Origin of the sequence: Collimonas sp., assembly GCF_035566375.1 — a bacterium.
Classification (GTDB): domain Bacteria; phylum Pseudomonadota; class Gammaproteobacteria; order Burkholderiales; family Burkholderiaceae_D; genus Collimonas.
Map to the genome: position 1 here is coordinate 25,637 of NZ_DATMRK010000002.1, position 13,948 is coordinate 39,584.

Annotated in this window: 13 protein-coding genes and 1 riboswitch; of the genes, 8 read left to right on the forward strand and 5 right to left on the reverse strand. The window is 57.9% G+C overall.

The window, feature by feature from the left end; genetic code table 11:
* Positions 1 to 19 precede the first annotated feature (19 nt).
* The 3 genes from VNZ60_RS00285 to VNZ60_RS00295 all read right to left on the reverse strand — a co-directional run bounded on the left by VNZ60_RS00285 (position 20) and on the right by VNZ60_RS00295 (position 4,890).
* Complete coding sequence (locus VNZ60_RS00285; RefSeq protein ID WP_325656037.1) at positions 20 to 2,887, reverse strand: autotransporter domain-containing protein; 2,868 nt, start codon at positions 2,885 to 2,887, stop codon at positions 20 to 22.
* 375 nt (positions 2,888 to 3,262) lie between these two features.
* Complete coding sequence (locus tag VNZ60_RS00290) at positions 3,263 to 3,952, reverse strand: DsbA family protein (RefSeq protein WP_325656160.1); 690 nt, start codon at positions 3,950 to 3,952, stop codon at positions 3,263 to 3,265.
* Positions 3,953 to 4,005: 53 nt separating this feature from the next.
* Positions 4,006 to 4,890 carry an MBL fold metallo-hydrolase gene (locus VNZ60_RS00295; protein WP_325656039.1) on the reverse strand — a complete coding sequence of 295 codons (885 nt, stop codon included), beginning with the start codon at positions 4,888 to 4,890 and terminating at the stop codon, positions 4,006 to 4,008.
* A 103-nt stretch (positions 4,891 to 4,993) separates the two neighbouring features.
* Here VNZ60_RS00295 and VNZ60_RS00300 point away from each other — a divergent pair, with 103 nt between their 5' ends.
* Together VNZ60_RS00300 and VNZ60_RS00305 are read left to right on the forward strand one after the other, a co-directional pair.
* A complete protein-coding gene (locus tag VNZ60_RS00300; protein WP_325656041.1) occupies positions 4,994 to 5,902 on the forward strand; it encodes a LysR family transcriptional regulator in 909 nt (302 codons plus the stop codon).
* A gap of 159 nt (positions 5,903 to 6,061) precedes the next feature.
* On the forward strand, positions 6,062 to 7,309 hold the full coding sequence (locus VNZ60_RS00305) for an MFS transporter (RefSeq protein WP_325656043.1): 1,248 nt from the start codon (positions 6,062 to 6,064) through the stop codon (positions 7,307 to 7,309).
* Between the two features lie 58 nt (positions 7,310 to 7,367).
* Here the strand turns inward: VNZ60_RS00305 and folE are convergent, their stop codons facing one another.
* Entirely contained in the window at positions 7,368 to 7,994 is a 627-nt protein-coding gene (gene folE, locus VNZ60_RS00310) for a GTP cyclohydrolase I FolE (RefSeq protein ID WP_325656044.1), read from the reverse strand.
* A gap of 262 nt (positions 7,995 to 8,256) precedes the next feature.
* Between folE and VNZ60_RS00315 the strand changes: the two genes are divergently transcribed.
* Entirely contained in the window at positions 8,257 to 8,838 is a 582-nt protein-coding gene (locus VNZ60_RS00315; protein WP_325656046.1) for a DJ-1/PfpI family protein, read from the forward strand.
* A gap of 89 nt (positions 8,839 to 8,927) precedes the next feature.
* Complete coding sequence (locus VNZ60_RS00320; protein ID WP_325656048.1) at positions 8,928 to 9,248, forward strand: ribbon-helix-helix domain-containing protein; 321 nt, start codon at positions 8,928 to 8,930, stop codon at positions 9,246 to 9,248.
* 106 nt (positions 9,249 to 9,354) lie between these two features.
* Here the strand turns inward: VNZ60_RS00320 and VNZ60_RS00325 are convergent, their stop codons facing one another.
* Entirely contained in the window at positions 9,355 to 10,359 is a 1,005-nt protein-coding gene (locus tag VNZ60_RS00325) for a sodium:calcium antiporter (protein WP_325656050.1), read from the reverse strand.
* Between the two features lie 142 nt (positions 10,360 to 10,501).
* Positions 10,502 to 10,675: riboswitch (yybP-ykoY riboswitch) on the reverse strand.
* 247 nt (positions 10,676 to 10,922) lie between these two features.
* On the opposite strand from VNZ60_RS00325, the gene lpxO reads away from it, so the two are divergent.
* The 4 genes from lpxO (at position 10,923) to VNZ60_RS00345 (ending at position 13,851) form a co-directional block, all read left to right on the forward strand.
* Positions 10,923 to 11,825: a lipid A hydroxylase LpxO gene (gene lpxO / locus VNZ60_RS00330; protein ID WP_325656052.1), complete on the forward strand. Its 903-nt coding sequence runs from the start codon at positions 10,923 to 10,925 to the stop codon at positions 11,823 to 11,825.
* 144 nt (positions 11,826 to 11,969) lie between these two features.
* A complete protein-coding gene (locus VNZ60_RS00335) occupies positions 11,970 to 13,037 on the forward strand; it encodes a purine-nucleoside phosphorylase (protein ID WP_325656054.1) in 1,068 nt (355 codons plus the stop codon).
* Between the two features lie 282 nt (positions 13,038 to 13,319).
* The gene (locus tag VNZ60_RS00340; RefSeq protein ID WP_325656056.1) at positions 13,320 to 13,589 is read left to right on the forward strand and encodes a BrnT family toxin; all 270 of its coding nucleotides are present in this window, start codon (positions 13,320 to 13,322) and stop codon (positions 13,587 to 13,589) included.
* Positions 13,573 to 13,851: a BrnA antitoxin family protein gene (locus VNZ60_RS00345; protein ID WP_325656057.1), complete on the forward strand. Its 279-nt coding sequence runs from the start codon at positions 13,573 to 13,575 to the stop codon at positions 13,849 to 13,851. Before VNZ60_RS00340 ends, VNZ60_RS00345 begins: the two co-directional genes overlap by 17 nt.
* The last annotated feature ends 97 nt before the right edge of the window (positions 13,852 to 13,948 follow it).

Below are 13,948 nucleotides of genomic sequence, written 5' to 3' on the forward strand. Positions count from 1 at the left end.
CACGCCCGGGTCGGAATCCTCAAAACGATTTACGAACGCCCGCCGCGAAGACGTTGTTGACCAACCCGCCCTTGCCGAATTGCGCATCGTAATTACCATACCAGCTCCAGTTGCTGGCCAGTGCGCTGGAGATGCCGACGCCAGCCCAGCCGCTGTTGCGTGGCAGGCCGATGCCTTGCACGGTGAAACCAGCAGCCGGCGCCGCTACGAAAGCTGCATTGAAATCCAGCTTGCTGTCGTTGAAACCGTGCTGCCAGGCAGCATAAGCCTGCAAGTTGGTATGGCCGCCCAGCCATTCAAACCGGGTGTCGCCACGCAAGCCCAATACGCTCGCAGTCTGCTGATAGGCTTTGCTGCCGGCGGTCAGGCCGAAGGCGCTGCCGGTTTCGCTAAAAGCGCCGCGCTTGAGGCGGTCGTAGCTGATGCCGGCAAACGGCGTGAGCGTCGATGTCGCCGACAGATTGCGCACATAGCCGGTTTCTGCATAGCCCGAAATCATGTTGTCGGTATGGCTGGAGGAGAGGCTATCTACTTCCGTACCCAGGATCACGCTGCGATTGATTTTGCTGCTCACATGGGCGATGCCGGCACGGCCGGAAACATAGATGCCGTCTTTGCTGAGCGCATAGCGGCCATACAGGGACAAGCCGGTATTCTGGCTGTTCGAGGCGCCGCCGAAGCGGTCGAAGCTGGCCTTGCTTTCCGAGTAGGACAGCGCGGCGCCGACAATCGTCTTGTCATTCAGATGCGTATCGAAACCGAACTGGCCGCCCCAGGTAGAGGTGTCGGCAGAGGCATAACCCGACTCGCCCAATTTGCCGGTGGCGCCGATGACGCTGGCCCACAAGCCGGCTTTAACCTCAGTTTCCCCCCTGCCCGTGACTGGGTTAGCCAATAACGACAGCCGGTTCGACAAGTCACGATTGATGGCTTGCGACTGCTGGAAAGTCAGCGCCTGCGAAGAGGCGTAAATCTGTCCGGATAAACTATCCAGCACCTGCGCTGCTGCAGCCAGATCCGGAGTCCGCTGCAGCGCTGCGGCGCTGGTCAGGAAGGCGCTGTTGGTGCCGCCGGTGTTGCCGCTGGCGACCAGGGCGTCGGCTGCCTTCAGTCCTTGCTCTACATTGGCGGCACTGTTCATGCGTGTAGGATCGGCGGCAAATGCCTGCGCCGCGACCACCTGCACATTATTGCGCGCCACGGTCAAATCGACCTCGTTAGCCGTATAAGCGAGCGTCGCGCTCAAGAAGGTGCCTGGATTAAAAACCGTACCGTCATGTTCAAACGAGACATCCTGGAATTGGCCAGAGACACCGTTGGCGGCCGTCAGCACCTTGCCTTTGACGCCGACTTGCTGGGCCACGTAGCCGGATGGATCGCTGCTGCCGGCCGGCGTGGTCGCTACCAGATGCGAATTGCCCAGCGTAGCGCTGCCGCCCACGGTCAGGGTCGAATTGAATTGATTGGCCAGCACTGAACTGGCCGAGGCCGTGTAGTTGCCGCCTATCGTCATGCCGCTGCCGGTATTGCTGAGGCGGCCGTAGTTGTACACACTGCCGCCGACGCGGCCACCGTCGCCGGACAAGATGCCGGCGCTGTCAATAGTGACGGCGGAAGCAACCGATCCGGTCACATTCAGAGTGCCTTTCAACACTTCATTAGCACCGCTATAAGTATTGTTGCCGGCCAGGGTAAGTGTGCCGCTGCCGTCTTTCAGCAAGCCGGCGTTGCCGCCGATATCGTTGCCGAAGGTGGCGCTGGCAGAGTCGAATCTGGCGACGAAATTGCCACCCAGCGTCAGCCGGGTATCGAACAGGGCCGGGCCGTTGGCTGCCTTGCTGGCGTTCAGCAAACCCCAGCCATAGGTGGCGGTATCGCCCATGCTGGTGGCGGTCGACAAGATGGTTTGACGAATCTGGTCGGCGCTCATCCACGGAAAGACCTGCTGTACCAGTGCCGCCGCACCGCTTACCGCAGGCGCTGCGAACGAAGTACCGTAGACCCGCGTACCGGAGGTGGCCGAGACAAAATCGCCGGGTGCCGCCAGGCACCAGTTGGCGGCTTCGCCGCAGCGGTTCGAATAGCTGGAAATCACGCCCGGTGTGGTGTCGCTGCTGCTGTATCCCTGCGCGCCGCCGACGGCGTTCACCGCCACTACCGCCAGCCAGCCCTTTTGCAGATCCGGATATAAGGCCGGCAAGCCTGCCGTCAGGCTGGGATGGGCGCTGCCATCGTTGCCGGCAGCCCAGATGAACAAGCTGCCTTGCGCTACGAATGGTTGGTAAATATTGTAGAAAGTCGGGCCATTGCCGGCTGGAGCGGCGATCGTGCCAAAGGCATTCGACTGGTTAAAAATGCGCGCGCCTTTGTTGTACAAATCCTGATAAACCGGATTGCTGAAAGAAACATTATCGCCACCGGTGCCGACCGCAGCGCCCAGCATGCTGACAGCTGGCGCCACGCCCAGACTGGCGCCGCCCAAGGCTTCCGCCACCTCGCTGCCGTGCGGATTGCCGGCGCCGCCGCTGGAATAGACGGTTTTGCTCAAACGCCCGGCGAATTCGGGATCAGCAACATTAAAGTCAATATCGACCACAGCCACCGTGACGCCGGCGCCGGTGATGCCGCGTGCGTGGGCCGCCGCGGCATTGCTAGGATCGCTGGGATTCAGCGCCGACGTAACGCTTTTCGGCGCGGCGCTGCTCGGGCTCGGGGTAGTGGTCGGCACCGGTTGCTGGCTATCGCCGGAACCGGCAGAACCACCACCGCCGCCGCCGCACGCCGAGAGCATGGTGATGACTGCGATGGAAACAAGGGATAAGGGAAAACGATTGATGTGTTTGCGATGCGGCTTGCAATTCGGCTGGCGATTCGGTTTGCGATTCATACACTCACTCGGGTATTAACTTGCAGCAAACACGTCGCCATGAGAATCGTAGTTCCAGTGTTTTACGTCAAATTACTTAATCAAAATTTGCTTGCAACAATACCGTTGGCGCGGGGTCGATACAATGCATACATGACATTAACCGACATTAATTGCTAAAAAAATGTGCAGCTGTTGCAGAATAGCAGCATGCAATATCGATAATTTTAACGTTAGATAGCAAGTGGTTATCAATAAATAACCGCAAAAGAATAGCTAATTATATTTTTATAAATATCCTGTTTTGCAGCCATTTTAAAGACCTGCGATAGCGGCTTCCGAAATGAAAAAAGTCTGCTCTGGAGCAGACTTTTTGATGCGGCAACCGCCTGTCAATTACGCGCTTAAGACAGCTTTCCAAGCCTCTGCCTGGCCAAAAAACCGACCGCCGTCCAACACCTCGATTTGCGATCCGCGTTGCAGTGCAAATGTAGGAAATCCCTGGCCGCCGACCCGTGCCAGCAAGGCACGGCTGGCGGCAATGTGAGCCTGGGTGGCAGCTCCGCCCAGCTCGGCAAACTTGCTATCGAAAAGCGCATGGTCGAGACCGATCTCAATCGCCAGCTCAGCCGCAAGAGCACGCAACACCGCGCTATCGGCAACCCGCAAGCCTTGCACATAATGAGCAGACTGTATCCGCGCCAGCAACGCCAGGCCCTGTCCGGCAACTGCTTGGGCAGCCAGGATCGCGGTGATCGGCGGCTCGGAATCCAGTACCGCCGTGCTATCCAGCAACAAGCCGTTGAAATAATCGTCGCCGAATGGCTGACCGGTCATCGCTGCAATCCGGTGATCGTGCTGCATCACATAGTTGCGCAACTGCGTGCTGACCTGCCTGCGATTGCTGCCAGTCATCATGTCGCCGCCATGTAACTCGATGCCAAGGCCCTCGACTTCGCGTGCTGCCTTCAGCAATGGCGCAGCGCCATAACACCAGCCGCACAGCGGATCGTAGATGTAATGCTGGATCGTGCCCTTGGCCGCAACCGGCGCGGCTGCGGCTGCCGTTGCTGCCTTGCTTTCCATCGTGCCGGGCAGCGGGCAAGCACTGTCGCTGCACGCAAGACTATCGTGATTTTTTACCATTTCATTTCACCTTTACTCACTTTGGCCCCCAACTCCAGCGAAGAGACGCCGTCCAGATTCGGATAATGCTTTTTCATCGCTTCGATCAAGGCGGCGGAATCTTTGGCTTTGACGGTTTCCGCTTCATAGGTCTGCAGGTAGTTTTTGGTGAAACTTACCGATTCGATGTTTTGCGCTGCGCCGGCGCTGAAATGCCCGGGTACCACCACCCTCGGATGCAGGGCCGCAATCTTATCCAGCATCTTGATCCATTGCTGGCGCGAGGCCAAGGTCTGGGTGTCGGCAGTCCATACATGTTCGTTGCCAGCCACCAACACGCCGCCCACCACCGCCTTCAAGGAAGGAATCCAGACAAAAGTGCGGTCCGGGCTGGCGCCGTCCAGGCCGGTGACTTCCAGCTTGCGGCCTTCCAGGGTCAAGGTATTACCTTGCAAGGGTTCCGGCACGATCAGTTGCTTAGGCGCATTGACACCCAGCTTCGGACCCCAGAACGCCAATTTATCCTGCATGGTGGCCTTGATGTGGGCGATCACTGGCGCCGGCGCCAGGATCTTGGCGTCCGGATAGGCTTCCCTCAGCACTTCCAGCCCGAAGTAGTAATCAGGATCGCCGTGGCTGATGTAGATCGTGGTCAGTTTCTTACCGCTGTCCTGGATCCTTTTCAACAATTGCCCAGCGTTGGCGCGGTCGAACTGGGCGTCGATCACGATGGCGTCGGTGCTGCCGGTAATCAGCTCGGAAGACACCGGGAACATGCCATTGGCGCCTGGATTGTAAGTTTCCAGTTTCAAAGGCTGGGGCGCTGCTGCCGCCGAGCCGGCGATCATCAAACCTGCGGTGGTAGCCAGCAGGGAACGGAATAAGGTGCGTGCAAACATCGACATCTCCAGAATGAGGTGAAAGAGCCATCATCATAGTTGCCTGAAACGATGCAAAAAACCCCATAATGGCGATCAGTTAGTTGCACAAATCGAGCAAATCATGGACAGACTGATCGCAATGCAAGTATTTGTCGAGGTAGCGGACCGGGGCAGCCTGACCGCCGCCGCCGACAAGCTCGACATGTCGCGCGCCATGGTGTCGCGTTATCTGGCCGAACTGGAAGCATGGGCAGGCGCACGCCTGCTGCACCGTACCACGCGTAAACTGAGCCTGACATCGGCCGGCAGCGAGATTTTGCCGCGCTGCCGCCAGCTGCTGGGTCTGGCTGACGATATCCAGGCCTCGGCCGCGACGCCCGAGAATACCCCGCGCGGCACGCTGCGCCTGACCTGCAGCATGTCGCTCGGCCTGGCTTACCTGACGCCGCTGCTGACGCGCTTCCTGAAACGTTATCCCGGCACCGCGGTGGATATGCTGATGGTCGACAGGACGGTGAATCTGATCGAAGAACGGGTGGATCTGGCAATCCGCATCACCAATGGGCTTGATCCCAATCTGATTGCGCGCAAGCTTGCGGTGTGCCGCTCGGTGGTCTGCGCGTCACCCGCCTACCTGCAGGAACATGGCACACCGCAAACCGCAGAGGACCTGGCTCTGCATAACTGCCTGACTTACTCCTATTTCGGCAAAAGCCTGTGGGAATTCGAGAAAGACGGCGCGCCGGTCGCGGTGCCGGTAGGCGGCAATATGAGCGCCAACGATTCTTCCGTTTTGCTGCAAGCCGCGCTCAACGGCGCGGGAATCAGCCTGCAACCGGCATATGCCGCGGCAGAATTGCTGCGTAGTGGTAAACTACGCGCCTTGCTCAGCGAATACCAACCGCGCGAAATGAGCATTTACGGCGTATATGCTTCGCGCCGCCAGATGCCTGCCATCCTGCGCGCCATGCTCGATTTTCTGGTCGAAGAATTCAACGCTGATACCGACTGGGCAACGCCGGTCGTTTGAATCCGGCAACCGTATCAAGCAACCGCATCAAGCAAGTTTGCACGCCGACACAACTAAGCCGCTGTGCCGCCGCCGATCAGCGACTCGTTTATAAAACCCCACAGCCACGGCTTGGTGCAATGCTTTCGCGCTTGCAGCTTCACCCTCTAAAAATACTAAATGCAAAAAATCTCTACGCTTACTCGTAATACCCTGATGTTCCCACTGGCTCTGGTCTTGTTTGAGTTCTCTGTCTACATCGCCAACGACATGATCCAGCCGGGCATGCTGACGGTGACCCATGAATTCGGCGCCAGCGCCGCCTGGATGGCTTCGGCCATGACCGCCTTCCTGGTCGGCGGCGCAATCTTTCAATGGCTGTTCGGACCGCTCTCGGATCGTATTGGCCGCCGTCCGGTGATGCTGGGCGGCACGCTGTTTTTCATCCTGTCCTGCCTGGCCACCCTGTTCTCGCGGAGCATCGAAAGCTTCATCATCTTGCGTGTGCTGCAAGGCATGGGCTTGTGCTTTATTTCCTCTGTAGGCTACGCCGTGGTGCAGGAAGCGTTTGAAGAAAAAGCCGCGATCCGCGTCACCGCATTGATGGCCAACGTGGCGCTGATTGCACCGCTGATCGGCCCGGTGGCGGGCGCTTTCATGATTGAAGTACTGCCTTGGCGCATGGTGTTTGTATTCATCGCCGCGATTGCTTCCCTGGCCCTGATCGGCCTGGCCCGGCATATGCCCGAAACCGTCAAGCAGCGCAAAGAGAAATTACCGCTGATGCAGATCTGGCATGACTACCGCGCCGTGGTCGGCAACCGCCATTTCCTGAAAGCCGCCATGTGCATGCCTTTGCTAGCGATTCCGCTGATCGGCTGGATTGCCATGTCGCCGGAAATCCTGGTCGCCGACGGCCATCTGAGCGTGATCGAATACGGTTACTGGCAGATCCCGGTATTCGGCTGCCTGATCGCCGGCAACCTGGTGCTGGCGCGGCAGGTCGACCGCTGGCGCCTGGGCAGCTCGATCAAGATCGCGCTGTATCCGATTGCCTTGGGCATTCTGATCATGCTGTTCGGCGCCGCCTTCCTCGACAAACCCTATTTCCTGGTCGCGGCAATCAGCGTGATTGCCTTCGGCGAAGGTTTGTCGGCGGCGGTCATGATCCGCTTCACGCTGACCGAAAGCGCGGTCTCCAAAGCGACTGTAGCCGCCACCATGGGCATGATCAACATGACTTTGTATGGCGTTGGCATCGAACTGTACAAGGTGTTTTACCAGTACGCAGGCATGCTCGGTTTTGCGCTGTTCTCGCTGGCGGTGATTGTGCTGTACTGGTATCTGTCGCGCAGCGTGGTGGCGCGCGCGATGCTGGCCCGGGTTACCGGGCATGAAGAGAAAGACGGCTCGGGGCCGCTGATTTAATCAAGGAATACGCTCCGACGCCGGTCGGAGCGGTGTAGCGATGAAAGACGACGAACGATTATTCGCCGCGTTTCTGGCTGATGATGCTCATGAACTCGCGCCGCGTCGACGGATCGTCGCGGAACGCACCCAGCATGCGGCTGGTCACCAGGTTGGTGCCCGGCTTGTGAATGCCGCGCGTGGTCATGCAGCCATGCGACGCCTCGATCACTACCGCAACCCCCTTCGGCAACAACACTTGCTGCAAGGTATCGGCAATCTGCACCGTCATTTTTTCCTGGATCTGCAAGCGCTTGGCAAAGATATCGACCAGCCGCGCCAGTTTCGATATGCCGACCACCCGGTGATCCGGCAGATAAGCTACGTGCGCCTTGCCGATGATAGGCGCCATGTGATGCTCGCAATGGCTCTCGAAACGGATGCCGGTCAGCACCACCATCTCGTCGTAGCCTTCGACTTCTGAAAACGTGGTGGAAAGAATTTCCACCGGATCCTTGCTGTAACCGGCAAAGAATTCTTCATAAGCCCGGGCCACGCGCGCCGGCGTATCCAGCAAACCCTCGCGGTCCGGATCGTCACCGGCCCAGCGCAACAGGGTACGAATCGCCGACTCCGCCTCGGCTCGGCTCGGTCGTTCTGACAAGGCGCCAGCCGCCACCGCTGGCACTGATTCTATTGAGGCCATCTGATTACCTTTTTCTAAAAATTTTACTGGCCGCAGGCAGTCGCCTATGTTGCATCACGGTGATGCAACACCACGGCCGAAGCCCACAGTGTAAATCAGCTATCGCATTGCTGCATTGCATTCGTGAGTGTGCACCGCTTACCTGCCATTTGTGCAGTGCACTATCGAAACTAGCGCCGGTAGTAGCCAGTTATTACCTGCCGAATTTTCACTGCTCCATACTCGATCTCCCTGCTCCACCAACCACACCGAAAGATCTATCATGAGCGCAAAGAAAATCCTGATTCTGGCCGGCGACTACGTTGAAGATTATGAATTGATGGTGCCGTTCCAGGCCCTGCAGATGGTTGGCCACCAAGTCGACGTGGTGTGCCCGGATAAAGCCGCCGGCGCCCAGATCCGCACTGCCATCCACGACTTCGAAGGCGACCAGACCTATAGCGAAAAACCCGGCCACAACTTCACCCTGAATGCGGCATTCAGCGATGTCGATGTCAGCCGCTACGACGGCTTGCTGATTCCCGGCGGCCGCGCCCCCGAGTACCTGCGCCTGAACCCGCGCGTGATCGAAATCGTCCAGCAATTCCACGCCGCCGACAAGCCGATTGCGGCTGTCTGTCACGGCCCGCAACTGCTGGCTGCAGCCGGCGTGCTGGAAGGAAAAACCTGCTCCGCCTATCCGGCCTGCGCGCCGGAAGTCAAACTGGCAGGCGGCAAATACGCGGAAATCGCCGTCACCGCCGCCCACCGCGACGGCAACCTGGTGACCGCGCCGGCATGGCCCGCTCATCCGGCCTGGCTGGCGCTGTTCCTGACCGCACTCGGGACACGCATAGAGTTATGATGGCTGCTGTGCGGCCGGCCGCAACGCCGGCCGCACACCATATTGACGGCAATTGTTGCTCAAGGAATGTTCAAGAAGCGAGGTGTTAGATGTGTCAGATTTATGCCCAGGCCGATCCCATACTGTACGAATCGCGCGCCCGTTCGGTGCGCATCATGGGCGTCATCACCACCATCAAGCTGGAAAACCTGTTTTGGCAAACCCTGGCGGAACTGGCGGCCGATAACGATTTGACCACCAACCAGCTGATCGCCAAATTGCACGACGAAGTCACCACACATTTCGGCGAAGCCAGCAATTTCGCTTCTTTCCTGCGCGTCACCTGCTTGCGTTACCAGGCATTAAAGAGCCACGCAGGATTCGAAACCAAAGCCGTCAGCGCGGCCAGTAAAATCAACGCCGCCGCATAAATAAATATATATAAGCGTTCAGCCTGCCGACGACAACTCTGCTAGGCGCCGGGCTGGCGCTGACGGGCGCGGCGGTCAGCGTTCTGGGGGCACCTGCCTGACGCGATCAGTGCACGCCGATCAATCCCAGGCCGGCGGCAAACACCAAATATAGCAAACCAAAGATCGCCAGACGGCCGCCGCTCAACATGCCCTTGCGCAGCAGCACATACAAGCCGAACATCGACATCATCGTCACCGCCGCCGCCCAGATCAGTGGCGGGCCCAGCATCCACGGCGTAAAAATCAAGACCAGCGCAGTCGGAATAGTCGCCTGGATCATCATGGCGCCGCTGATATTGCTCAAGGCCAGGTTCTGTTTGCCCTGCCTGACCCAAATCACCGCGTTCAGGATTTCCGGCAACTCGGTCGCGATCGGGCTCAGCAACAGCGCGGCCAGTTGCGGTGAGATACCCAACCACGGCGCGATATCGCCCAGCTGATGCACGAACAATTGCGAACTCAGGAAGATCACCACCAGCGCCACCAGAGTTTGCAGCAAGGCCCAGCCGATTCCCGGCTGCGCATCGTGCGGCCGGAACTTGAGCGGTTCCAGCTCATGCAGTTCGGCGTCGTCATCTTCTTCCTTGCGCATTTCGCCCCAGATATACACGCCGTAGGCCAGCAAGAAAAGCAGGCCCAGCCAAGGCTTGATCGCAAATGCCACCAGCCCGAGGCCAACCTTGACCACAAAAATCCCGATGAACCAGGCCTGATCCCTACTTAAACGTTGAGCCGCACTGGCCGACAGCAGAATGCCGCCGAGTTTTTTATGATTCAAGATAAACATCAGGCCGACCACGGCATAAGCAATCGTCGCCAGCACCAGCGGCCCGCCCAGCGCAGCGCCGACGCCGATCTCGCGATGGGCGGCATCACGCCCGAACACCACGGCGACAAAAGTCACGACACTTTCCGGCAAGGCCGTACCGAACGCCGCCAGCACAGTGCCTACCGCACTTTGCGCGATGCCCAGCCGGCGGCCGACCCATTCGATGCTATTGACGAAATATTCGCAGGAAAGATAAATCACCACGGCCGAGCCGAGCAGCAGAGCGAAGCTGACTATCATGCGCACGCCCCCGCCAGGCAAAACAGAGGGGCAGACGAGAGAAGAAATGCGAGAAGGAATGGGAGAAGCAGCGGCTTAGCGAAACTGGCTGCAGCAGCATGTTGGCGCTGCCATTGGCGGTAAATATGCATGAGGATATCCTGAGGGCCGGGCACTGACGAATGGCGCAACGCCTTCGCCCGGCCGGGTAAAGGGAAGCACCATAGGTCTTGCCAAACCGTGCGGTCGCGCATGCCATGGCGTAAATGTGGTACAGCGCCAAGTATGTTGACATGCGCTCTTCGAAACAACGAAGGCGGCTACTCCCCTAAGGAGGCGCAATCTTAACATCGAAATATTGACGGCGGCAATGGCGGCGCTATGCGTCTACAACATTCCTGGATGCGGCCATCCAGGTTAACAAACGCAGCAAGATCACTGTTACCAGCCGCAAAAGGGATAAAATGGCGGTTGACTTGATTTTTGTTAGCAATATTTCATTCTTTTTTCCCGCCGCGGGATGCGCCAGGCATGTATCGGCAGCCATCCAGTGACCAGCTATTTTTGAAACGGAGCACATTTTTATGAAATGGGCAGTAGTCAGTATTTTCCTTTTATCGGTGTTGTACGTGCACTTTCGCGGCAAGGCGCGTCTGCCCTTCTTCCGCCAGATATTCGACCATTCGTCGATCATGGCACCGCTCAACATCTTCATGTACATGTTTTCCAAGGTGCCAACCAACACGCCCTACCTGCCGACCAGCACCTTCGCCGATCTCAAGATCCTGGAAGACAACTGGGAAACCATACGCGATGAAGCACAAGGCTTGATCGGCCTGGAAAAAATCCGCGCAGCGGAAAAGAACGACGACGCCGGCTTCAACTCCTTCTTCAAGGCCGGCTGGAAACGCTTCTACTTGAAATGGTATGACGCCAGCCATCCCTCGGCCGAGCAGTTCTGCCCCAAGACCGTGGCCCTGCTGCGCAGTACACCCAGCGTCAAGGCGGCGATGTTTGCCGAACTGGCTCCCGGCGGCACCCTGAACCCGCACCGCGACCCGTTTGCCGGTTCGCTGCGTTATCACCTGGGACTGGTCACGCCCAACGACGACCGCTGCTTCATCGAAGTCAACCAGCAGCGCTACAGCTGGCGCGACGGCCAGGGCGTAGTGTTCGACGAAACCTATATCCACTGGGCGCAAAACGGCACTGACAGCAATCGCATCATCATTTTCTGCGACATCGAACGCCCCATGCGCTACCGCTGGGCGCAAGCCATCAACCGCTGGCTCGGCCGCCACATGATGAGCGCAGCGGCGTCGCCCAACGAAACCGGTGACGAAACCGGCGGCATCAACAAGCTGTTCCGTTTTGTCTGGGCCGCAGGCCAATACCGGCGCGCCCTGAAGAAATTCAGCAAGCCGCTTTACATGTGCATCAAGTTCGGTTTGATTATCGGGGTTGTGCTGGCCATTATTTATCTTTGAGCCGCTGCCCCGAAAGAGTTTCACTGCGCCGCCTTCGGGCGGCTTTTTTACGCCCCGCATGCAAGACATAAGATATTGCACTGCGGAAACAATAATCGATTTTCACAGGTAGACTATGTGCCCTACTTGCCATAAGGAAAACCCATGATGACTCGCTCGATTATTTCCGCAGCCCTTTTGTCACTGACTGCCGCCTGCGCCACCACGCCGTCGTTTGCGCAAGACAGAGGCAGCGATGCACTCGCCGAATCCAACGCACATAACCGCCCGGTCAAAGTAATGATCATTACCATGTTCGGCCCCGAAGGCCAGGCCTGGCTGGACCGCATCGGCCCCTGGAAAACCGTCTCGGTGCCAGGTCTCTCGCCCGACTATCCCGACGTTCATTGCAACAAGCAAGATGTCTGCGTAGTCACTACCGGCATGGGCTACGCCAATGCTTCGGCGTCGATCATGGCGCTGACATTCTCGTCGCGCTTCGATCTGCGCCATACCTATTTCCTGATTTCGGGAATTGCCGGCGTCGATCCAGCGCGCGCCACGATCGGTTCGGCCGCGTGGGCCAAGTATCTGGTCGATTTCGGCATCCAGTGGGAACTGGATGCACGTGAAATTCCGGCCGGCTGGAACACCGGTTTTCTCGGCATCAACACCAAGAACCCGAGCCAGAAACCGCCGCTCGATTATCGCAACGAAGTGTTCCAGCTGAATCCAAAACTGGCCGACGCCGCGTTTGCACTCTCGCGCAACGTAGTGCTGGCCGACAGCCCGCAAGCGCAGGTAGCGCGCTCCAAATTCAACTACGCACCAGCCAGCCAGCCGCCTGCGGTAACCCAGTGCGATATCGCTTCCGGCAATACCTGGTGGTCAGGCACTCTGCTGGGCGAACGTGCGCGCGAATGGACCAAGATTTTGACCGACAACAAAGGTGTGTATTGCATGACGGCGCAGGAAGACAACGCCACCTTTGAAGCATTAAAGCGCGCATCGAGCACCAAACGGGTCGATCTGACCCGCGTAGCGGCCTTGCGCACCGGATCGGATTTCGATCGGCCGTACCAAGGCCAGACCAGTGCCGACAATCTGCTCAATTATGCAGACCAAGGCGGCTTCGTCCCGGCGACAGAGAATCTGTATCGTGCCGGCAATCCGCTGGTGCAGGACATCGTGACGCACTGGGGCGAATGGCGCGATGGGGTACCGCGTCGGTAAAGATTGCCGGAGTTCTGTTCCAAGCCGCCTCGCGCGGCTTTTTTTCGTCTGGAGATTTGATTCACGCCATCAGGCTGACATGCAATCCAGGGCTGTTTTTCAGACTTTTGCCGCTTACCCAAATACCTGCTTTTCATCACACTTCGCTGGCAAATCTTGTCCATATCAGAAATGCCTGCACAGGTTTTTTTCCGCCGGCGCCGCCCGCGCTGCTCGTGAAATAATATTTGTAACTACAAATATTATTTTGTTCTATAATTAAATGTAGTTACAAAAAATCATATGAAAATCACGTATGACAACAACAAAAATGCAGCCAACATTTATAAGCACGGCGTATCACTGGCCAATGCCGCGAAGATTGATTGGGACAGCTGCCTGGTCTGGATGGATGACCGCAAAGTCTATGGCGAAACCCGTCAATGCGGCTTGGGAATAATCGGCGACCGCGTGCATTACGTCGCCTTCGTTGATCACTACGAGGCACGCAGAATCATCAGCCTGAGAAAAGCTAATTTGAGAGAGGTGAAATACTATGTCGAACAAACGTAAGCTTGTGATGCCGACAGCCGCAGAAGATGCTGCTATCACAGCAGCGGCACTAAGCGACCCTGATGCATTGCCGTTAAGCGATGCGCAACTGCGCCAGTTAAAACCACTGCGCCCACGCGGCCGCCCGGCCGGCAGCGGCACAAAAGTTCAGGTGACCATGCGCTTTGATGAGGATGTGCTGGAAGCCTTCAAAACCGGCGGTGACGGCTGGCAAACTAGAATGAACGGTGCGTTGCGTGAGTGGCTGCAAATGCATCGCTAAGTTGAATCGTTCTCAAACGCGTCAATCCCAGCAACGTCGCGCGAAACGCGGAGCGCTGCCCGCTCGGGAGAGACTGAAAACTCGATCACACAGATGT

What these genes read in the sequence shown, in the direction of transcription:
- lpxO (WP_325656052.1), top strand. Translation starts at nt 10,923, where the DNA reads ATGAAATGGGCAGTAGTCAGTATTTTCCTTTTATCGGTGTTGTACGTG.
- VNZ60_RS00320 (WP_325656048.1), top strand. Translation starts at nt 8,928, where the DNA reads ATGTGTCAGATTTATGCCCAGGCCGATCCCATACTGTACGAATCGCGC.
- VNZ60_RS00345 (WP_325656057.1), top strand. Translation starts at nt 13,573, where the DNA reads ATGTCGAACAAACGTAAGCTTGTGATGCCGACAGCCGCAGAAGATGCT.
- VNZ60_RS00325 (WP_325656050.1), bottom strand. Translation starts at nt 10,359, where the DNA reads ATGATAGTCAGCTTCGCTCTGCTGCTCGGCTCGGCCGTGGTGATTTAT.
- VNZ60_RS00335 (WP_325656054.1), top strand. Translation starts at nt 11,970, where the DNA reads ATGATGACTCGCTCGATTATTTCCGCAGCCCTTTTGTCACTGACTGCC.
- VNZ60_RS00300 (WP_325656041.1), top strand. Translation starts at nt 4,994, where the DNA reads ATGGACAGACTGATCGCAATGCAAGTATTTGTCGAGGTAGCGGACCGG.
- VNZ60_RS00340 (WP_325656056.1), top strand. Translation starts at nt 13,320, where the DNA reads ATGAAAATCACGTATGACAACAACAAAAATGCAGCCAACATTTATAAG.
- folE (WP_325656044.1), bottom strand. Translation starts at nt 7,994, where the DNA reads ATGGCCTCAATAGAATCAGTGCCAGCGGTGGCGGCTGGCGCCTTGTCA.
- VNZ60_RS00305 (WP_325656043.1), top strand. Translation starts at nt 6,062, where the DNA reads ATGCAAAAAATCTCTACGCTTACTCGTAATACCCTGATGTTCCCACTG.
- VNZ60_RS00285 (WP_325656037.1), bottom strand. Translation starts at nt 2,887, where the DNA reads ATGAATCGCAAACCGAATCGCCAGCCGAATTGCAAGCCGCATCGCAAA.
- VNZ60_RS00290 (WP_325656160.1), bottom strand. Translation starts at nt 3,952, where the DNA reads ATGGAAAGCAAGGCAGCAACGGCAGCCGCAGCCGCGCCGGTTGCGGCC.
- VNZ60_RS00295 (WP_325656039.1), bottom strand. Translation starts at nt 4,890, where the DNA reads ATGTTTGCACGCACCTTATTCCGTTCCCTGCTGGCTACCACCGCAGGT.
- VNZ60_RS00315 (WP_325656046.1), top strand. Translation starts at nt 8,257, where the DNA reads ATGAGCGCAAAGAAAATCCTGATTCTGGCCGGCGACTACGTTGAAGAT.